Origin of the sequence: Flavobacterium pygoscelis (genome assembly GCF_023162025.1) — a bacterium.
GTDB lineage: Bacteria > Bacteroidota > Bacteroidia > Flavobacteriales > Flavobacteriaceae > Flavobacterium > Flavobacterium pygoscelis.
Genome location: NZ_JALNUB010000006.1, coordinates 196,483 through 216,353, shown reverse-complemented (window position 1 = coordinate 216,353; position 19,871 = coordinate 196,483). Strand labels below are relative to the sequence as shown.

The window sequence follows — 19,871 nt, the reverse complement described above, 5'->3', positions numbered from 1 at the left end:
GAAGAAAATGGAATTTAAAACATTAAGAAATATCGAAAATAGCTTTAAGCAAATCAGACTGTATGCCATAGTCTTTGCAGTACTCTGTAGTGGAGTAGCAGGATATGCAATTTGGGAATCGTATCGATTTGCAGAATTGCAGCGTCAAAAAGTTTATGTATTGGATAACGGAAAATCATTAATGCTAGCGCTGGCGCAAGATGCTTCAATCAATCGTCCTGTAGAAGCTCGGGAGCATGTACGCCGATTTCATGAGCTTTTTTTTACGCTCGCACCTGACAAGGATGCTATAGAAAATAATGTGAAAAGAGCCTTCAATCTAGCAGACAAAAGCGCTTTTAATTATTACAAAGACTTAGCTGAAAAGGGATATTACAATCGGATCATTTCGGGGAATGTACAACAGCGACTTGAAGTAGATAGTGTGGTGTGTAACTTCGAAACCTATCCTTATGCTGTAAAAACCTATGCTAAACAAATCATCATTCGCTCTAGTAATGTAACCAAACGCAATCTAATTACCTCCTGCTATCTTGTGAATTCGGTGCGTTCAGATACTAATCCGCAAGGCTTCAACATAGAAAAGTTTACTGTAGTGCAGAATAATGATTTAGAAATTATAGAACGCTAAAATAAACCAAGATGGAAAATCTACGAACAAATATTGACTTATGGTTAGTAAAGGTTGATGAACGCTGGAGAGCGCTCCCTTTAAAGAAACAGTACAAGTATATTCTGTATTGTTTTATCAGTTATTTGATTCTTACGGTAGTTGTTACCCTTAGCGTTTGGTTTGAAACAAGAAAGGACAGCAGTAAGCTGGATGTGGAGCGTATTGAAAACGCTCTTCTCAAAAAGAACGAATCCACGACAAGGTTCGGGGATTCATTGCTATTAATTATAAAAAACAGAAAACATGAAAGAAAGTGAAAACAAAAAAAATACGGTCTTGGTTACGGATGGAAACTTAAATGAAAGTACAGATATAGTACGAGAACATTCAGCTAATAAATTAGAAAAATTTAAAAAGCCAATCCTGTTCGCGTTGATGAGTATAGTATTTCTTGGTTGTATGTATTTAATTTTTAAACCATCGGAAGACATAAAAAAGAAAGAAGGAGTAGGTCTTAATGATTCAGTTCCTCAAGCCTCTACTGTCGGCTTACAGCATGATAAACAAAAAGCCTATGAACAAGAATTGGTGGACGAAAAAAATCAACAAAAGCAAAATACGTTAAGCTCGCTTTCCGATTACTGGAGTGAAGGTAACCCCCATGACGCAATTGATGATGATCCTGAAAATGAAAAAGAAGCTAATGCCAATACTTCGCTGAATAGTTATCGCAATGCCAAAAAGACATTAGGTACTTTTTATGAAAACGATACTGCTGAGACACAAGAATTGCAGAAACAATTGGATGAATTAAAAGCACAACTGGCTAGAAAAGACGAAGCGCCTATGAATCCAGTAGATATCCAATTGGAGCTAATGGAAAAATCCTATCAGATGGCTGCAAAATACTTGCCTACGAATACAGCATCAACGGAAAAAACGGTACCTATTGCTAATTCTTCGAGTCAAAAGGAGTCGTTTATTTCAATTGTTCCTGCTCGCAAAAGTGCGGTTTCGTCATTGCATAGAGATCTTCCTGATAGCACTTTTATAGCCAATTGGAGCGAAAGTCGCAATCGAGGATTCATTACAGTTGGGAAAATAGAACAAGAGTCACAACCCAAAAATAGTGTTCGTGCCATCATTCAAACCACACAGGTAGTATCAGTGGAAAGTAATGTTCGTTTACGTTTGTTAGAGCCTGCCAAAATGCAAAACCGTATTATTCCACAAGGGACAGTATTGACGGCAAATTCAAAATTTAATCAAGGAAGGCTGCAAATGAAAATTTCTTCCATTGAGTTGGATGGCACTATCCTTCCAGTTGATCTTACTATTTATGGTTTAGATGGACAACAAGGATTATTTGTACCCTATTCCCCCGAAATGAGCGCTGTAAAAGAAATGGCTGCCAATATGGGGCAAACCTCAGGAAGCAGTATTATGCTTTCTAGTTCCCCTGGGCAACAAATAGCCGGCGATTTGAGCCGTGGTCTGGTACAAGGTATATCAGGTTATTTTTCAAAAAAAATGAAAACTCCAAAAGTAACATTGAAGTCAGGACTTCAAGTGTTTCTAGTCTCAAAAAATTAAATGCTCCCCTTTATAAAATTTAATAAAAAAAATATGAAAACAACAATAAAAGCTTTAATACTAGTACTGGTCTTAGTTTTAGGATACAGTACGGAATCAGAAGGGCAAGTGACTGTTAATAATGCCCAAAAATTGAATTTAGAAAAAATCGACCCATATAAAATAGAGGTAACTTACAATAAAACTTCGCATCTAGTATTTCCTGCTGCAATCCGATACGTAGATTTAGGAAGTGATTATTTGATTGCGAGCAAAGCAGAAGATGCGGAAAATGTATTACGAGTAAAAGCTTCAGTGCGCAATTTTGAGGAAGAAACCAACTTTTCTGTAATTACCGAAGATGGCCATTTTTATAATTTCAATGTGGATTACAATCCTCTAGCTGTAGATCTGAATTATAATCTTTTAGGAATGCAGAAAGGGATTAGTAGATCACCTACAAATGATGTTCTTTTTGAGGAACTCGGAAAGAATTCGCCTTCATTGGTAAGCGATTTAATGGAAACGATATATAAAAAAGACAAACGTATAATAAAAAATAAGGGAGCTAGAAGTTTTGGTATCGAATTCTTATTGAAAGGACTCTACATCGATGATGGCAAGTTCTATTTCCATACTCAAGTTACTAATTGCAGTCATGTCTCCTTCAATATCGATTTTGTTACTTTCAAAGTAGTGGACAAAAAGCTAGCTAAACGCACAGTAATACAAGAAAGGACGTTGAATCCACTGAAATTATATAAGCCATTGGGCGAAATTAAAGGTAAAACAGTAGAACCAAATATATTTCTATTAAATCAATTTACAATTGCTAATGACAAAGTATTGCTGATAGAGATTTATGAGAAAAACGGAGATAGACATCAGCTGTTAAAACTTAAAAATTCAGATTTGGTCAAGGCGAGACTAATAACGGACAGCAATTCTCGTGACTGAAATAGATGCTTTTGAAGGTGGCTGTTTATAATTAGTCTCTACAAAATTTCAAAATATTAAAATGGAAAGCAGGCTGTGTCACTCGTAATGACAGAGCCTGTTTTTGTTTGATTTACATATTTTATTATTTAATTAGCTTTAAATCAATAGCTTAGGTTTTTTAAAAATAATTTCTCTTAAATTTAGAAACTGAAAACTATAATAATCACATTATGTATGCAACATTAGTTTTAAGTATTCTAGCTTTACTAAGTGGTTTCGGTATGCGTTATTGGATTAACAGAAGAAAATTTTATAGAAGAAGTTCTTTGGGTGCAGAAGGTTTTTCCAGTTATGAAAAATCAGTCTTTATTTCATTTCTGGAACGTACAGGAAAATGGATAGCCTATATTCTAATTGTTTTTGGACTCCTTTTTTTGTGGAGCTATTCAAGAGAAAATAAAGATAGTAAAGAGATGATTCAAAAAGAGGTATCGTATGTACACGTTTAAAACCAAAATAAAATAAAGCGGCATTCTTTTGCTTCGTTTCTTTTGACGCTTATATTGAAAGAAAAGAAGTCCAGTAAAAATTAATAGGATAATGAATATACTATATTATAATCGCGACCTTTTTGGTGAAATAGCAAGAGCAATGAGAAGCTGCGCTATTGCTGTTTTGGTAAAATGGTTGTACCGCTTCCTGCAAAAAGACTTTTCCGACCAAGGGAAGGGAGTGTCTTTTTGCAGCCAAATTTTGGAGTAATGCAACCGGAATAGGTTATGTTCTAAAATTCTTAAAATTTAGAAAAAACTCTTTTCTTAAAAATAAAAAAAATAATTAAAGGCGACTGCTTCAGTGAGTAGTCGCCTTTAATTTTAAAATTTGTTTAATTGAAGTTAAAAACGTCAGTACCTATTTTTTGAAATGAGGCACACAGTTCAAAAGCTTTTTGTGATTTTATCTGTGCAGTACCGCCCAAAATGATAGATTGCAATTTGGCTTCATTATCCTTATAGCTACGTACATTTTGGTAGTAGCCTGTAACTGCGTTATAAGCTCCAAACAAAGTGCCTTTTGTCGTTTCCATTTGTTGTGAGTCGCTTGTCATAGCATAGGCAAAAGCATCTTCAACCGTGTTTTTAAAAACGGTGGATATTTCGTCCTCATTTCCGTTTTTAATATGCTGTAAGGTTTCCTTATTGGGACATAGTGCTAGTTGTATCAATTTTTTTGCCTCGTTGTCATTTACTCTTACTTTTGCCCATTCATTAAAAATCCCCTCAAGTTGATTACTAAATTCGTTTGCTAATCCCATTACTTTGTGAGCGTTATCTAAACGTTGTTTAGCTCCCGAAGTATGGCGGATGCGTACTACATTGCTCATATTTCGAAGTGAAGCGTTAAGCGTATTTTGGCAAACAATTCTAACAGGTGTAAAAGCTGCCGTAATACTTCCACTACCATCATGAGAAGTGGTAAGGAAAATGTATTTTTCTGTGACATCGTCACCATTACCCACACGAATATAGTCAGGTAATTTTGCAGTAATGAAAATGCGTTCCCCATTGCCCAATGCGCCTGCAGTCTCGTACATGATTCCATCTGTACCACCTACAATAGAATCAAAAAAACTAAAGGCCTCTCGATTTTGTACGATATGATAATCTTTGCCTACTACGCCCAATACAGTATTGTTATCATTGCGGATAGTAGCAAAATAATTAGGAACTTCCAGCTCATTATCTCTGATTTCGGTAGCGTTTGTATTTTCAATACTATTTGAGACTTTTGTTAAAATAGGGCTTTTTATTACCTCATAATCAAGTCCAGCGTGCTGGATAGCTTCCGAACTTGTAGGATAGTCTGTTACTATTTGACCTAAGCCGTGCCATGCTTTTTCTTGTACGCTAAAAAATGAATAACGTCCCGTTCTTTCGTTGAAATTTAAATTGTGTGCCATGATATTAAAATTTTAAAAGGTTGAAAAATAATTAAATAAAAGGTGTTAAAAAGGTAGATCATCGACCGTTTCATGTTCTGTAACTTTCCTCTTTTCTTGATCTGAGATGTCAAGTAGATTGTCTGTTTTCTTACCGCCTCCATGCAATTTAATAGTAGCCGTATGAAAATTTAAACTTGCTCTTAGTTCCCCGTCGTTCGCTGTCCACGCTCTAGTGCTTACTCTGCCTGTAAGCTCTACCAAAGCGCCTTTGGTCAGTATCTTCGCTACATTTGGACTTCGCCAATACGAGCAATCAAAATAGCTTGTTTGCTCTATGCGTTCGCCCTGTTTGTTGCGATAGCTTTCATTGATAGCTATCGAAAAGTTTACTACTTGTTTTTCCTGTGACGTTGTGCGTACTTCCGCATCCCATGTCAGTCTTCCGATGATGTTCATAATTTCTAATTTTTAGAGTTATAATTTTTTAATTAATTTATTCGGCAATGAGAGGAGGAGCTGTTTCGTTTCACTCTGTTTCCATTTCTAAAGCTGTTATTTTCCATGATTGACATTTTTTTTATTCGTCTAAAGAGTCGGAGTATGCTATGTTTCATTTCGAGAGCATAAAAGGTTAGTGTTTAGCAAAAACAAGGTTTTGTCAAATAAATACTATCCGCCTCGGCGGATGGAGATTTTTTGACAAACCCGTAGGGCATGACCTTTTTTTTGCGTTAAGAACACTAGTATACCTTTGCTCTTGAAATGGGACAGAAAAGCATATTCGCACTTGAATAAAAAAGGAGTGGAAGTTGTAGAAAAGGTCTGTTCAAAATGGTTCAATGTGTTCGAAAAAAGAGATCAGCCATAAAGAATGACTTCAAAACTTTAAGTTTTTTCTACTTTGCTAAAAAATCTGGCTTCGAAAGCCAGGTAAAAGGATCTTAAAAAATAATCAATAGTATTTTTTATGATTATTTTATTAGACATCCGACTAAGCTCTTTTTTAATGGAGTGGAGCGGAATTATAAATGTGCTTTGAGGATCAATTTTAAAAGTTCCATTCGATAATATTTTATTATAATATCTGGCTATGAAAGCCACGTAAAAGTATTTTAAGAAATAATGAATAGTATAACGCCATTATTTTTTAAAATTATTTTATAAGATATCCGATTAAGCTCTATTATAATGGAGCGTAGCGGAGTTATAAATGTGCTTTGAGGATCAACCTAAATTGTGAACTGTATAAATTATTTAATAAATATATTATTCTTGATGTGAAGGTGAAAGTTAATTCGTTGAATTATAGTTGTTTAGTACGGTTGGACAAAAATGGTCAAAAAGTGACTTTGTATGACATATAGTTTTGTTTACGCTGTATTGCTTTAAATTTAAGTTTTGGAGCTAAATGTTAAACGAGTAAGTGCAAAATAATTTTAGATTAAGAACAATGATTTGTACTTCCGCAATGCTATGGAATTATGAAGTGTAATAGAAAAAATTTAGGCGATGATCTATATATGGTCAAGAATTTACATGAAAGACTAGGAATTGTTGAGGACTATCTATTTAGAATTGGCTTTGTGAAAAGTCATCACATATTACTTACGGAAGGTGTTGAAACTGTTAAATGTGGTTCTAGTCTGCAAAAAGGTGAATTAGTCTATTTGTTTCACATTTTGATGGAAGATGGAATATTATATTTTGATCCAGTAGATAAGAAAAGGAACAGAAGGCTTTTTCAAAACTTCATTGAAAAAAATTTCACATACTTTGGAGACGGCGGTTTCCAGCATCGCATCTTAGATTCGAGTAGGCATTTTTCGGAATGTGTAGGTTATACGTATAGGGAGAAGCAATTGCGCTACCTTGAAAAAATTATTATGATATTGCTATCAAAGAAGGAATATTTAACTAAATCATAGTATGTATTTAAGGGGCTGCAATCTTACGATTCAGAAAATTAATTGACTATTAAAATGTATACGTTATGGGAAAAGAAGAAAAAGAAAAGAGACATGAAGAGATGATAATAATTTTAAAAAAAGTACTACTACCATTATATTCCAAATTAGATGAAATTGAAGTTAAGCTTGTATCTTCTAATAATAACAAGTTTCCACAGTATTATAGAAATGAAGATTTAAAAAAAGTTTTTGGATTTTCAAGTAACACTATTGTTAAGTATCGACAAACAGGAATTCTGCCGTATACTAAGATGGGTGATATATTTTTGTATGAGGCAAGTAAAATAGAAAAATTACTGAATAAGAATGGACATTGAAAATAGAAATAAAATCAAGAACTGGAGATTCTTGCGATACGAATAATTAGAACAAAAAAGGATTCCTGCGGGAATCCTTTTTTGTTGAGAATACCTGGTTTTTTAAAAGATATCTCTATTAGGAATGGTGATGAAAGACTATACGTATTTTTCCTTCAGTTTTTCCATGTCTTCCATTACGTTTACATCTAAAACCTTAGCATAATGTTGCGTTTGTTTAATATTTGTATGCCCCATCATTGAAGAAACATTTTCTATTCTAACACCATTACCTAAAGTTACGGTGGTTGCAAAAGTATGTCTTGCGACATACCAGGTCAGGTTTTTATCAATTCCGCATAAATCCGCAATTTCCTTAAGGTATGCATTCATTTTTTGATTTGATATTTGAGGGATTAATCCTATTTGTAAGTCTTTATATTTACTGATAATTTTAAGAGTGGGAGGGAGTACAGGTACGTTTGCTCTGATTGCCGTTTTTGTTCTGTTAGTCATAATCCAAAGTGCGTCATTATTGTCTTGGAATATATTATTTGAAGTAAGTTTTGATGCATCTACAGGAGCATATCCTGTGTAGCAACTAAAAAGGAAAGTGTCCTTTACTCTCTCAAGACGCTCCGTCGTGAACATTTTATTTTCAATGCGGTTTAACTCTTGTTGAGTTAGGAATACTGCATTCTTAATATTTAATTTACCATCGTAAAGTATAAATGGATTTTTATCTATCAAACCCATCCTTATGCAGTAATAACAGGCTGTTTTATACATTCTCATATACTTTACCACCGAATTGTTTTTAATGCCAACCCGCCCTTTATAAACACTTTCATATTTAAGGAAAGATTCTAGATTATAAATGAAGGCGCTAGATATTTCATTTAATGAAATATCTTGAATTCCATATTGCTTTTTCATAAAGATGGTCAGTAGTTCTTTGGAGCGTTCATATTTTTGGAAAGATGCTTTAGATCTTTCGTCTGTATTGACCTTTTTTTGAAAATAGTTATTATGCGTTTCTATCAGGTGTAAAATGCTTGTCCCTTCAGTTTTTGTTTTCCCTGTAAACTCATTTTTAAGTTGAGTCAAAGAGATTTCTGGGTCAACTTTAGTCAACTCATTAAATTTTTTTTCGAGGTTCAACTCAAATATGTCCAAGGCATGTTTGAGTACTTTTTCTTTTTCAAGTTTAAGCACATTTCGAAGGTTGTTAGTAAATTGCCATCTCTCTTTAGAGATACGTTTACTGGTGGTCATATCAATAGATTGCTGATTGTGGGAGATTCGCGCAAAGACAGGAGATTCTCCTTTTGAATTTGCTTTTCCGGCCTTGAGGAAAAAAATTACTTTTAACATAATTTAGGTTTTTAAATTAATAATCAAATTGATTTAAAAACTTTGAAAGTATCTAGCATTCACGGGGAATTCCCAGGGAATACTTGAATTTTAGTGTCCCTATTTTTAATGAAAAATAAGAGGGTCACTAATAGGGACACTAGCCTTTGATAGTATATGTGTCTTTTGAGTCTTGACAGAAAACAAAAAAGCCTTTAAATACTAGTATTTAAAGGCTTTTGACTTTTAAAGTTTCTTTTGAAACTCTATGTGGCGGAGAAAGAGGGATTCGAACCCCCGGACCTGTTACAGTCAACAGTTTTCAAGACTGCCGCATTCGACCGCTCTGCCATTTCTCCAATATGTCGCTTTCGTTATCTGATTGCGAGTGCAAATATAAGCACCTTTTTCGGTTTACAAAAACAATTTTAATAAAAATTTCAACTGTTTTTTAAAGTATTTTTTAAACCTTTCATTTCCTTTGTTTTAGCTTTGAAAATAATTTCAGAAATGAAACTAAAAACTTTTAATAACTAACGTATTCTGTTATTTCAAGTCCATAACCAATCATTCCAACGCGTTTTTCTTGTTTCGTATTAGACACCAATCTTATCTTTGAAATATCAATATCATGTAGAATTTGGGCACCAATTCCAAAATCTTTATTATCGATTTTTAATTTTGGTGCTTTCATTTCACCCTTTGTCTGTAATTCTTTTAATTCAGTGATACGATTTAATAAATTTACAGATTGCATATCTTGATTAATAAAAATAACAGCTCCTTTGCCTTGCTCATTAATTATTTTGAACATATCGTCTAACTGCTGGTCGGCATTATTTGTTAGCGTTCCTAATAAATCATTATTTACTTGAGATGAGTTAATGCGTGTTAAAATAGGTTCTCCTAGATTCCAGGTTCCTTTTGTTAATGCAATATGAATTTGTTTATTGGTCGTTTGCTGATACGCTCTTAAACGGAAAGCTCCAAAACGCGTTTCTATATCAAAATCTTCTTTTTTGATAATTAAACTGTCATGTTGCATGCGATAGGCAACCAAAGCTTCAATTGAAACTAATTTTAAATCAAACTTTTTAGCGACTTCTACCAATTGAGGCAAACGTGCCATAGTTCCATCTTCATTCATAATTTCAACAATTACTCCTGCTGATTTAAAACCCGCCAAGCGCGCAAAATCAATAGCAGCTTCTGTGTGCCCTGTACGTCTTAAAACACCACCTTGTTTTGCAATTAAAGGAAAAATATGTCCAGGTCTTGCCAAATCATGTGGTTTTGTATCAGTATTAACCAATGACAAAACAGTTTTTGCTCTGTCAGCTGCAGATATTCCTGTAGTTACACCATTCCCTCTTAAATCTACTGAAACTGTAAAAGCAGTTTCCATTGGATCAGTATTATTAGTAACCATTACGTGAAGACCTAATTCTTTACAACGGCTTTCTGTCAAAGGAGCACAGATTAAACCACGTCCGTGTGTAGCCATGAAATTAATCATTTCAGGAGTTACCTTTTCGGCAGCAGCCAAAAAATCACCTTCATTTTCACGATCTTCATCATCAACAACAATTATTATTTTGCCTTGACGAATGTCTTCAATTGCTTCTTCAATTGTGTTGAGTTGTATTTTATTTAAGTCCATTTCGGGTATTAGTTTTGTGTTGGGAATAGTTTTTTTAGTAGTTTTTGGAATGGAGCTAATATAACATCCATATTGATTAAACCTATATCATTAGTAGCTCTATAAGTCAATAAAATAGCTAATGGAGTCAGAATTAGAGAGGATAACCATGCGCCCATAAATGGAGTCATTCCGTTCTCTTGTGCTAATCTTTTTCCAAAAGTATTTATAAAGTGAAAAGTTATAAATATCAAAATAGCAAAAACAATAGGAAGTCCTAATCCACCTTTTCTAATAATTGCACCTAATGGAGCTCCTATGAAAAACATTAAAAAGCAAGCAAAAATAATTACAAACTTATCGTAAAGTGCTAATAGGTGATTGTTAATGTTTTTATGTTTGTTTAAAAACTCTGCATTTGATGCTTCTATTGAATAAATGCTATTCGCTATATTGCTATTAGCCATTTTTAAAACCTCTATTTTTTCAGCATTTGTGTATAATGATAAAATATCATTAGGTAATGGCTTATTCTTAGGTGTCGAAATAAATTTATTTTTCTTGGGAAATTCAATTTTACTATTGCTATTTTCAGCAAAAGAGAGAATATCAGTTTTTATGTTTTTATTTAATGAATCTAATGTGTAATTGAGTTCACTAATATTTAACATAGTGTTGGTATTGGATACGGATTCCTTATCAACATCTACTTTATTTAATTCAGATAAATCAATGTTTATAATTTGTTTTTTGAAGGAACTTTTCGCAAAAGGCATTTTATCGCGATCTTCATATTTTTTGGGTACAATATCTTCATAATAATAACCGTCATTAAGCACCAATTGTAGAATGCTAGACTGTTCACTACTTATCAATTTACCATTTTTAGCTTTAATTACGGTTTTACTGCCGTCACCTATTTGAGATTTTTTATGAATGGTGATTCCCGTGAGAGTATTTCCCTCTGGTCCACTTTTTTTATTTACTTTGATATTATAAAAACCAACATCATTAAATTGTCCTTCTGCAATTGCTAATGCAGGCTTGAGTTGCGCTATGTTTTTCCTAAAATTAATAAATTTATACTCAGCAAAAGGAATCACATTATTAGCAAAAAAGAAAGCAACAATACTTAATAAGATTATAAAAACAGTTAAACTTCGCATGGATCTTTGAAGCGAAATTCCAGATGATTTCATTGCAGCAAATTCATAATTTTCGGCTAAATTCCCGAAAGTCATGATCGAAGCAAGCAATATAGATAGGGGTAATACTAGTGGTACAATCCTTGGCATCGAAAAAGCCAAAAATTTAAGAACCATCAAGAAATCTAAATCTTTACCCGCAAGTTCCGATATAAATAACCAAACAGTTTGAAGTATAAATATGAAAAATAGGATTACAAATACCGTAGCAAATGTAGTCAGAAAGGTTTTTAATAAGTATTTGTCAAGAATTTTCACCTAATGCATTAATCTAATTTGTTAATGTAGTAATTTGGATATTTACTTCCCGCAAAGGTAAATTGATTTTTTGACAAAGGTTGATTCGTTTTGAAAGAATTAACCGTTAATGTTGTTTTTGTACCTTTTTTACCCACTTCAATTAAATTGTAAATGTGTTTGGTCTGCACATCAATACCTAATAACACCTCTTTTCTCTGGTCTTTTGGGTTTGTAGAAACTAATTTAATGTATTGAATTTTTCTTCCTTTTACATTTTGCAATATGTCCATATTGTATTTGTATCCCGTATTGAAAAAAGTCAACATTTTTGATGGTGTTATTGCATTGTCATCTTTTTCATTTACCGTCGAAACAGTCACTTCTTCATCTTCTGGTACGATAGTATAGGTTTTTTTACCATCAAATATTTTTGTAACGCCCATGAAATTTAAGACATATTGATTGCCTTTCATAATTACATTTCCTTTACTATCTTGGTTTATATTTTCTTTAGAATTATTTAAAGAATATTTAAAGTCAATGGTGATATTATCATAGCTTTTTACCTTAGCTGCAACTTGGTCTAGTAGTTCTTTAGCTTTCTTATCTTGTGCTTGCCCTGAAAATCCAATAAGGAATAAGGCGGTTATGAGAAGAATTTTTGAGCCTAAATTTTTTATAAAATCTTGATTTGTTACTTTCATTGTATTATTTATTTTGTTCATTATTGAAAAATTGATCAAGAGAACTCATATCTAGAATATTTACGCTTCGTGCTTTACTTCCTTCAAATGGGCCAACAATTCCTGCAGCTTCAAGTTGGTCAATTAATCTACCCGCTCTATTGTAGCCTAATTTTAGTTTTCTTTGTAATAAAGAGGCTGATCCTTGTTGGGCATTAACAATAATTTCTGCTGCTTCTCTAAATAAAGTATCTCTGTCGGATATATCCATATCAAGATTGATGCCACTATCTTCTCCAATAAACTCTGGAAGTAAATAAGCAGTTGCATATGCTTTTTGTGAACCAATGAATTCTGTTATCTTTTCAACCTCAGGTGTATCGATAAAAGCACATTGTACACGTACTACATCATTTCCATTGGTGTAAAGCATATCTCCACGACCAATTAATTGATCTGCTCCCTGTGTATCAAGAATTGTTCGAGAGTCAATTTTTGAAGTAACTCTAAAAGCAATTCTAGCAGGGAAGTTGGCTTTTATCAAACCTGTAATCACGTTTACCGATGGTCTTTGTGTTGCAATAATTAAGTGAATTCCAATAGCACGCGCAAGTTGTGCTAAACGAGCAATAGGAACTTCTACTTCTTTACCCGCAGTCATAATCAAATCGGCAAATTCATCTACGACTAACACGATATAAGGAAGAAAGCGATGTCCATTTTCAGGATTCAGTTTTCTTGCTTTAAATTTATCATTGTATTCTTTGATGTTACGTACCATTGCATCTTTTAACAAAGTGTAGCGATTGTCCATTTCTACACAAAGTGAGTTCAATGTATTAACCACTTTTGCATTATCAGTGATAATGGCGTCATCCATGTCTGGAAGTTTCGCTAAATAATGTCTTTCTATTTTATTAAAAAGAGTCAATTCTACTTTTTTAGGATCGACTAAAACAAATTTAACTTCTGCTGGATGTTTTTTGTATAAAAGTGAAGTAAGAACCGCATTTAATCCAACTGATTTTCCTTGACCAGTTGCACCAGCCATTAATAAGTGAGGCATTTTAGCTAAATCAACTACAAATGTTTCATTAGAAATTGTTTTTCCAAGGGCAATTGGTAATTCCATTTCAGCTTCTTGAAATTTGGCAGAGCCAATTACACTTTTCATAGAAACCATCGTTGGATTTTTATTAGGAACTTCTATTCCTATCGTTCCTTTCCCAGGAATTGGAGCAATGATACGAATTCCTAATGCCGAAAGTGATAACGCAATATCATCCTCTAAACTTTTAATTTTAGAAATACGAATTCCGGCTTCTGGTACGATTTCATATAAAGTAACTGAGGGTCCTACGGTTGCTTTTATTTGAGCTATTTCAATTTTATAATTTCGAAGTGTATCTACAATTCGGTTTTTATTTTCTTCTAATTCCTCTTGGTTTATCGTAATTCCTCCAGTTGAATATTCTTTTAATAAATCAATGGTTGGAAATTTATAATTTGATAAATCTAATGTAGGGTCAAATAAACCAAAATCAGCCACTAATCTTGATGCGAGATTCTCTTCAATTATATCTTCTTCGGGAGCGGTTTCAATTACAAATGATTCACCTGCACCAACCATAACTTCAGGTAATGGTGGTGGCATAATTTCCATTGCAAGAGGTTTTGCAATAGGATCTCTATTTATATCAGACGAGTTGTTAATAGTAGGCTTTAACGCTTCTTTATTGATTTCAAATTGAGTGCCATTAGTTTTTAGGTGAATAGTGTCTTCTTCATCAACAACAGCAAACTCTTCTAAATTGTAATCAGTATTTTTATTATTTGAAATTTCAGTATTAACAGTAGGGTTTGTTTCTTTTTTAGTATCACTAAAAAAGGATTGTATGCTTTCTGGTGATAACTTTATTTTGAAAATAATGTAAATTATTAATCCGAAGATTAAAGTTAATAAAGTTCCTGTTTTACCGAGGTAATCTTGCAAAAATAAATTTAATTCATATCCTATTGTTCCGCCTAATTCTGGTGCTGATGTTGCAAAAAAACCAAACAATATGGACAAAATTATAATTACGAATAAATCCCAAAACCAAGTGTTTTTTAATTTTCGTACACTAATGCCCAGCACCATATAAATTCCGGTAAGAAAAAATAAACGTACAAATACAAATGCAGCAAGGCCAAAGCCTTTGTATATTAATAAATTGGCTAAAAAAGCGCCAAATTTACCCAACCAGTTTTCTACGATCTCAGATCGGTCGGTTAATTCGCCAACGGCACTTTGATCTTGCTGTCCGTAAATAAAAAAGGAAACAAACGCAAACAATAGAGCTATAGAAAATAAAACTAATAAAGAACCAATAACAATTTTGTGCTGCTTGGTAAGTTTTATTGGAGTTTTTGTCTCCGCAATAGTTTCATTTTTCTTGTTTGAAGAAGCTGTTTTTATTGTTTTTGCCATTCTTTTTTGTACTAAAGCCTATAAAAATAGAGGCACATATATTGTTAAACCAATTGCGATTGCTGTCATTGCAGCAAAGAACACGGCTCCTGCAGCGATATCCTTAATAAATCCAATTTTTTCGTGATAATTAGGATGTATAAAATCTGCTATTTTCTCAATAGCAGTGTTCAAACCTTCTACACTTAAAACTAAACCAATAGCAAAAATTTGAAAGAGCCATTCTGTTTTTGAAATACCAAAATAAAACCCAGCAATGGTCATCAAAATTCCTAAGGAAAATTGAACCATTACACTGTGTTCCGTTGTGATTAGTTTTATAGCCCCTTTATAAGCATAGGTCATGCTCTTCATTCTACCTGTGATGAAGGTATTGTCTTTTTGAAATTCCATTAATGAAGTTTTATAATACTGCTAATGCAGCTTCGTAATTAGGTTCGTCAGCAATTTCGGCTACTTGCTCGGTGTGTATTATTGTTCCTTTTTCATCTAAAACAATAATTGCTCTTGAGTGCAAACCAGCTAAAGGTCCGTCAGTTATTTCTAAACCGTTCTTTTTTCCAAAATCACCATTTTTAAAATCCGATAAGTTAACTACATTTTCAAGTCCTTCTGCGCCACAAAAACGTTTTTGTGCAAATGGTAAATCTCTTGAAATGCATAAAACAGTAGTGTTATCTAATTGGCTAGCACTTTCGTTAAATTTTCTAACGGATGCTGCACAGGTACCTGTATCAATACTTGGAAAAATATTTATGACTACTTTCTTTCCTGAAAAATCTCCTAATGAAACATCAGAAAGATCAGTGTTAATTAATTTAAAATCACTCAATTTAGTGCCAACTGCAGGTAATTGTCCTGAAGTGTGAATAGGATTTCCTCCTAATGTTATTGATGCCATGATGTCAATTTTTTTGTGAGGTTCAAAAGTATGAAAATTATTTAAGATTTTGTTCTCAATTCTAGGTTTAAAGTTTCCCTTTTTTGGGTTGAAATAGTAAGTAGTATAAATTCTTACTGTTTAATTTCTTAAACAAAAAAAAACGTACTTGATTAGGAGTACGTTCTTCAATAGGGTAGTATGAATTATTTTATTTGTCTATAGCGCCTAAAACTCTTTTCATAAAAGTATTCAAAGCTTCTTTTTTATCGACTCCAGATTTTATTAATTTATTCACTTCTAAAGAACCATACATGTTTGAAATCAACTCTCCAATTACATCTAATTCCTCATCTTTAAGTGATGAAATCTCAGTCATTGCTTCTAGTACTTCAATAGTTTCTACGATATAATCTTCATCATTTTCTTCTATAAATTGAGTTAAATGCTTAATTACAGGTAATTTCATAGGTTTAGTTATTTTGTGTTTTTAAATTTTAATTTGGAATAAAACGGCTAAATAAATTAAACAATCTCTTGCACTAAATCAATAAGTACTTCTTGTTTATTAGTCTGAGTTTCATTTACTAGTTTACCATTTACAAAAGTGGCAAAAGTTGGCAGATTACTCACGTTAGCTAGTTTTCTAGATTCTGGAAAATTTTCGGCATCTACTAGAGCAAAAGTAATAGCTTCATTTTCAGCGGCTAATTTTTTAAATTTAGGTTTCATAATTCTACAGTTTCCGCACCAAGAGGCAGAAAATTGAACTACAACTTTCTCATTTTTTGAGATTAAATCCTGTAACGTATCTTCGGTTAATTCGATTAACATATTTTTGAATTTAAAAAATAATTTGTCATAGCATTATTTAAAACTGCTATGACAAATTACATTGTTATTAATTTAGTTTAAGCTTAAATATTCAGCTGTACTTTTTCTGTCTGCACTCATTGCTTCTTTACCAGCTTCCCAGTTTGCAGGACAAACTTCTCCTTTTTCTTGGATGTGTGTGTAAGCGTCAACCATACGTAAGTATTCGTTTACGTTACGACCTAATGGCATATCATTAACACTTTCGTGGAAAATTTTTCCAGTTTCATCAATCAAATAAGTAGCTCTAAAAGTAACATTAGATCCTTCAACAATTACAGAATCCGTTTCTTCAGAATACTCTGTAGAATCAATATCAAGAATTCCTAAAATATTTGATAAATTTCTATTAGTGTCAGCTAGAATTGGATAAGTTACTCCTTCAATTCCACCATTGTTTTTTGGAGTATTTAACCAAGCAAAGTGTACTTCATTCGTATCGCAAGAAGCTCCAATTACGATTGTATTTCTTTTTTCAAATTCAGGTAAAGCAGCTTGAAAAGCGTGTAATTCCGTTGGGCAAACAAAAGTAAAATCTTTTGGATACCAAAACAAAAGTACTTTTTTGTTGTTTTTTGTAGCTTCTTCAAAAATATTAATTTTTAAATTATCACCCATTTCTGAAATGGCATCTACTGCAATACTTGGGAATTTTTTTCCTACTAAAGACATATAATTTTAATTTAGATTGTTATTATTTTTTGTAGTACAAAAGTACAAAAAAAGGACAAGCTATTTGTATAAATTTATGGTATTTTCTTATCAAATCATAAGCAAAACCTATTCGTTATAAAGATACTTTTTAATGTTTTTTTTCATTTTATATTCTGTAAATTATCTGTTTGTAAAAAAAAATCCACCATATAAATGGTGGATTTTAAGCAAAACATATTAAATTTTAATTTAAATCAAAACGATCTAAATTCATCACTTTTGTCCAAACTTTGACAAAATCCTGGACGAATTTTTCTTTATTATCATCTTGCGCATATACTTCTGCATAAGATCTTAATATAGAATTAGATCCGAAAACTAAATCTACACGACTAGCGGTCCATTTTGTTACTCCAGATTTTCTATCTACAATGTTATATAAATTTTCTCCAACTGATTTCCAACTGTAATTCATATCCGTTAAATTAACAAAGAAATCATTGGTCAAAACACCTTCATTATTAGTGAAAACGCCCATTTTGGTACCATTATAGTTTGTACCAAGAACACGCATTCCGCCAAGCAAAACGGTCATTTCTGGAGCGATCAATCCTAATAATTGTGCTTTATCCAGCATTAATTCTTCGGGTTGAGCAGTGTTTTCTTTTTTCATGAAATTCCTAAAAGCATCATTGGTTGGTTCTAAAACGCCAAAAGAGTTTGCATCGGTTTGTGCGTCACTAGAATCTCCTCTTCCTGCATAAAAAGGAACTTTTACATTAAACCCACCATCTTGAGCCGCTTTTTCAATAGCTGCGCTTCCGCCAAGTACAATTAAATCAGCGATACTGACTTTTTTTGCTAATCCAGATTGAATTTCAGTCAATTTTGTAATTACTTTTTGTAATCGTTCTGGTTCATTTGCAATCCAATCTTTTTGAGGAGCTAAACGAATTCTTGCACCGTTTGCACCTCCTCTAAAATCAGAACCTCTAAAAGTTCTTGCGCTATCCCAAGCGGTATTGATCAATTCTACTCTTGTTAAACCACTATTAAGTAGTTTTACTTTTAACTCTTCAATTTCAGTTTCTGATAAAGTGTAATCTACTGTTGGAATTGGATCTTGCCAAACCAATTCTTCATTAGGAACATCAGCGCCTAAATATCTATTTTTTGGACCTAAATCCCGGTGTGTTAATTTAAACCAAGCTCTAGCAAAAACATCATTAAAATAGGCAGGATCTTTATGAAAACGCTCTGATATCACTCTGTATTTCGGATCCATTTTCATCGCCATATCGGCATCCGTCATAATAGGATTTCTTTTTACTGTTGGATCATAAGCATCAACAGGCATGTCTTCCTCTTTGATATTAATTGGTTCCCATTGCCAAGCACCAGCTGGACTTTTTTTCAATTCCCAATCATAAGTTAATAGCAAATGAAAATATTCATTGTCCCAACGCGTAGGATTTGTGGTCCAAGAACCTTCTAAACCACTAGTTATGGTATTAGCACCATTTCCACTTGGATTGATCCAACCAAAACCTTGATCATGAATTTCTCCGCCTTCTGGTTCTTTTCCTAGTTTAGAAGCATCCCCGTTTCCGTGCGCTTTTCCAACGGTATGACCTCCTGCAGTCAATGCACAAGTTTCTTCGTCATTCATAGCCATTCTTTCGAAAGTAACGCGAACGTCATGTGCCGTTTTTAAAGGATCAGGAACCCCATCAACTCCTTCTGGGTTCACATAAATCAATCCCATCATTACAGCTGCTAAAGGATTTTCTAAATCTCTTTCTCCAGAATACCTGCTGCCTTCACTTCCTGATTTTGCTAACCATTCTTTTTCAGCTCCCCAATACACTTCTTTTTGAGGATTCCAAATGTCTTTTCGTCCACCCGCAAATCCAAAAGTTTTAAAACCCATTGATTCGTAAGCCATGTTTCCGGCTAAAACGATTAAATCTGCCCAAGATATTTTGTTACCATATTTTTTCTTGATAGGCCATAATAACCTGCGTGCTTTATCTAAGTTTCCGTTATCAGGCCAACTATTTAAAGGTGCAAAACGTTGATTTCCGGTTCCACTACCACCACGGCCATCGGAAATTCTATACGTTCCAGCAGAGTGCCAAGCCAAACGAATCATCAATCCACCATAATGACCCCAATCTGCAGGCCACCAATCCTGGCTTTCTGTCATTGATTTTTTAAGATCATTTTTTAATGCTTCTAAATCTAATTTCTTAAACTCTTCAGCATAATTGAAGTCATTTCCTAAAGGATTTGTTTTTGAATCATGTTGACTTAATATATCTAAGTTTAGTGATTTTGGCCACCAATGTTGATTGGTAATTACTTCTTTTGAAGTATCTTCTTTTTGACTAAAAGGACACTTGCCAATTTCGTTAGAATGTTCCATATGTTTTTATTTATTCGTTATTTTCTAATACAAATTTACTCTAAAGATAGATAATTTTAATTGATTATGATTATAACTTTTTATTAAATCATAGTTTTTTGTTATATCATTAAAAAATAT

General features: G+C 33.0%; 18 protein-coding genes and 1 tRNA gene. 5 read left to right on the top strand and 14 right to left on the bottom strand.

Features of this window, described 5'->3' with window-relative positions; translation table 11 throughout:
• Positions 1-7 precede the first annotated feature (7 nt).
• The 4 genes from traK (at position 8) to MW871_RS11555 (ending at position 3,633) form a co-directional block, all read left to right on the top strand.
• Entirely contained in the window at positions 8-631 is a 624-nt protein-coding gene (gene traK, locus MW871_RS11570; protein ID WP_188050766.1) for a conjugative transposon protein TraK, read from the top strand.
• A gap of 285 nt (positions 632-916) precedes the next feature.
• Positions 917-2,206: a conjugative transposon protein TraM gene (gene traM, locus MW871_RS11565; RefSeq protein ID WP_248428651.1), complete on the top strand. Its 1,290-nt coding sequence runs from the start codon at positions 917-919 to the stop codon at positions 2,204-2,206.
• Between the two features lie 33 nt (positions 2,207-2,239).
• On the top strand, positions 2,240-3,142 hold the full coding sequence (gene traN / locus MW871_RS11560; protein WP_188050764.1) for a conjugative transposon protein TraN: 903 nt from the start codon (positions 2,240-2,242) through the stop codon (positions 3,140-3,142).
• 212 nt (positions 3,143-3,354) lie between these two features.
• Positions 3,355-3,633: a molybdenum ABC transporter permease gene (locus tag MW871_RS11555; RefSeq protein ID WP_248428650.1), complete on the top strand. Its 279-nt coding sequence runs from the start codon at positions 3,355-3,357 to the stop codon at positions 3,631-3,633.
• Positions 3,634-4,010: 377 nt separating this feature from the next.
• Here the strand turns inward: MW871_RS11555 and MW871_RS11550 are convergent, their stop codons facing one another.
• Both MW871_RS11550 and MW871_RS11545 read right to left on the bottom strand, forming a co-directional pair.
• Positions 4,011-5,084: a DUF932 domain-containing protein gene (locus MW871_RS11550; RefSeq protein ID WP_248428649.1), complete on the bottom strand. Its 1,074-nt coding sequence runs from the start codon at positions 5,082-5,084 to the stop codon at positions 4,011-4,013.
• Between the two features lie 45 nt (positions 5,085-5,129).
• Complete coding sequence (locus MW871_RS11545; protein ID WP_188050761.1) at positions 5,130-5,522, bottom strand: single-stranded DNA-binding protein; 393 nt, start codon at positions 5,520-5,522, stop codon at positions 5,130-5,132.
• Positions 5,523-7,056: 1,534 nt separating this feature from the next.
• Here MW871_RS11545 and MW871_RS11540 point away from each other — a divergent pair.
• A complete protein-coding gene (locus tag MW871_RS11540) occupies positions 7,057-7,350 on the top strand; it encodes a MerR family transcriptional regulator (RefSeq protein WP_248428647.1) in 294 nt (97 codons plus the stop codon).
• A 138-nt stretch (positions 7,351-7,488) separates the two neighbouring features.
• Here MW871_RS11540 and MW871_RS11535 read toward each other — a convergent pair whose 3' ends face one another.
• The 12 genes from MW871_RS11535 to katG all read right to left on the bottom strand — a co-directional run bounded on the left by MW871_RS11535 (position 7,489) and on the right by katG (position 19,751).
• Positions 7,489-8,703 (bottom strand): site-specific integrase, encoded by a 1,215-nt coding sequence (locus MW871_RS11535; protein ID WP_248428646.1) that lies wholly within the window; start codon positions 8,701-8,703, stop codon positions 7,489-7,491.
• 250 nt (positions 8,704-8,953) lie between these two features.
• Positions 8,954-9,041: transfer RNA gene (locus MW871_RS11530), tRNA-Ser, on the bottom strand.
• Between the two features lie 167 nt (positions 9,042-9,208).
• Positions 9,209-10,342 carry a 3,4-dihydroxy-2-butanone-4-phosphate synthase gene (gene ribB / locus MW871_RS11525; protein ID WP_210646051.1) on the bottom strand — a complete coding sequence of 378 codons (1,134 nt, stop codon included), beginning with the start codon at positions 10,340-10,342 and terminating at the stop codon, positions 9,209-9,211.
• 8 nt (positions 10,343-10,350) lie between these two features.
• Entirely contained in the window at positions 10,351-11,784 is a 1,434-nt protein-coding gene (locus MW871_RS11520; protein WP_248428645.1) for an LptF/LptG family permease, read from the bottom strand.
• 8 nt (positions 11,785-11,792) lie between these two features.
• Complete coding sequence (lolA1, locus tag MW871_RS11515) at positions 11,793-12,470, bottom strand: outer membrane lipoprotein periplasmic chaperone LolA1 (RefSeq protein WP_188050878.1); 678 nt, start codon at positions 12,468-12,470, stop codon at positions 11,793-11,795.
• 4 nt (positions 12,471-12,474) lie between these two features.
• A complete protein-coding gene (locus MW871_RS11510) occupies positions 12,475-14,919 on the bottom strand; it encodes a DNA translocase FtsK (protein ID WP_248428644.1) in 2,445 nt (814 codons plus the stop codon).
• An 18-nt stretch (positions 14,920-14,937) separates the two neighbouring features.
• Entirely contained in the window at positions 14,938-15,312 is a 375-nt protein-coding gene (locus MW871_RS11505) for a diacylglycerol kinase (RefSeq protein WP_210646053.1), read from the bottom strand.
• Positions 15,313-15,322: 10 nt separating this feature from the next.
• Positions 15,323-15,820, bottom strand: a complete 498-nt coding sequence (gene tpx, locus MW871_RS11500; RefSeq protein WP_248428643.1) for a thiol peroxidase — start codon at positions 15,818-15,820, stop codon at positions 15,323-15,325.
• Between the two features lie 190 nt (positions 15,821-16,010).
• Positions 16,011-16,268, bottom strand: a complete 258-nt coding sequence (locus MW871_RS11495) for a DUF6952 family protein (RefSeq protein WP_210646055.1) — start codon at positions 16,266-16,268, stop codon at positions 16,011-16,013.
• 56 nt (positions 16,269-16,324) lie between these two features.
• Positions 16,325-16,633 carry a thioredoxin family protein gene (locus MW871_RS11490; RefSeq protein ID WP_210646056.1) on the bottom strand — a complete coding sequence of 103 codons (309 nt, stop codon included), beginning with the start codon at positions 16,631-16,633 and terminating at the stop codon, positions 16,325-16,327.
• A 72-nt stretch (positions 16,634-16,705) separates the two neighbouring features.
• Positions 16,706-17,344, bottom strand: coding sequence for a peroxiredoxin (locus tag MW871_RS11485; protein ID WP_188050752.1), 639 nt, complete (start codon positions 17,342-17,344; stop codon positions 16,706-16,708).
• A gap of 226 nt (positions 17,345-17,570) precedes the next feature.
• Entirely contained in the window at positions 17,571-19,751 is a 2,181-nt protein-coding gene (gene katG / locus MW871_RS11480) for a catalase/peroxidase HPI (RefSeq protein ID WP_248428641.1), read from the bottom strand.
• Between the last annotated feature and the right edge of the window lie 120 nt (positions 19,752-19,871).

What these genes read in the sequence shown, in the direction of transcription:
- traK (WP_188050766.1), top strand. Translation starts at nt 8, where the DNA reads ATGGAATTTAAAACATTAAGAAATATCGAAAATAGCTTTAAGCAAATC.
- traM (WP_248428651.1), top strand. Translation starts at nt 917, where the DNA reads ATGAAAGAAAGTGAAAACAAAAAAAATACGGTCTTGGTTACGGATGGA.
- traN (WP_188050764.1), top strand. Translation starts at nt 2,240, where the DNA reads ATGAAAACAACAATAAAAGCTTTAATACTAGTACTGGTCTTAGTTTTA.
- MW871_RS11555 (WP_248428650.1), top strand. Translation starts at nt 3,355, where the DNA reads ATGTATGCAACATTAGTTTTAAGTATTCTAGCTTTACTAAGTGGTTTC.
- MW871_RS11550 (WP_248428649.1), bottom strand. Translation starts at nt 5,084, where the DNA reads ATGGCACACAATTTAAATTTCAACGAAAGAACGGGACGTTATTCATTT.
- MW871_RS11545 (WP_188050761.1), bottom strand. Translation starts at nt 5,522, where the DNA reads ATGAACATCATCGGAAGACTGACATGGGATGCGGAAGTACGCACAACG.
- MW871_RS11540 (WP_248428647.1), top strand. Translation starts at nt 7,057, where the DNA reads ATGGGAAAAGAAGAAAAAGAAAAGAGACATGAAGAGATGATAATAATT.
- MW871_RS11535 (WP_248428646.1), bottom strand. Translation starts at nt 8,703, where the DNA reads ATGTTAAAAGTAATTTTTTTCCTCAAGGCCGGAAAAGCAAATTCAAAA.
- ribB (WP_210646051.1), bottom strand. Translation starts at nt 10,342, where the DNA reads ATGGACTTAAATAAAATACAACTCAACACAATTGAAGAAGCAATTGAA.
- lolA1 (WP_188050878.1), bottom strand. Translation starts at nt 12,470, where the DNA reads ATGAAAGTAACAAATCAAGATTTTATAAAAAATTTAGGCTCAAAAATT.
- MW871_RS11510 (WP_248428644.1), bottom strand. Translation starts at nt 14,919, where the DNA reads ATGGCAAAAACAATAAAAACAGCTTCTTCAAACAAGAAAAATGAAACT.
- MW871_RS11505 (WP_210646053.1), bottom strand. Translation starts at nt 15,312, where the DNA reads ATGGAATTTCAAAAAGACAATACCTTCATCACAGGTAGAATGAAGAGC.
- tpx (WP_248428643.1), bottom strand. Translation starts at nt 15,820, where the DNA reads ATGGCATCAATAACATTAGGAGGAAATCCTATTCACACTTCAGGACAA.
- MW871_RS11495 (WP_210646055.1), bottom strand. Translation starts at nt 16,268, where the DNA reads ATGAAATTACCTGTAATTAAGCATTTAACTCAATTTATAGAAGAAAAT.
- MW871_RS11490 (WP_210646056.1), bottom strand. Translation starts at nt 16,633, where the DNA reads ATGTTAATCGAATTAACCGAAGATACGTTACAGGATTTAATCTCAAAA.
- MW871_RS11485 (WP_188050752.1), bottom strand. Translation starts at nt 17,344, where the DNA reads ATGTCTTTAGTAGGAAAAAAATTCCCAAGTATTGCAGTAGATGCCATT.
- katG (WP_248428641.1), bottom strand. Translation starts at nt 19,751, where the DNA reads ATGGAACATTCTAACGAAATTGGCAAGTGTCCTTTTAGTCAAAAAGAA.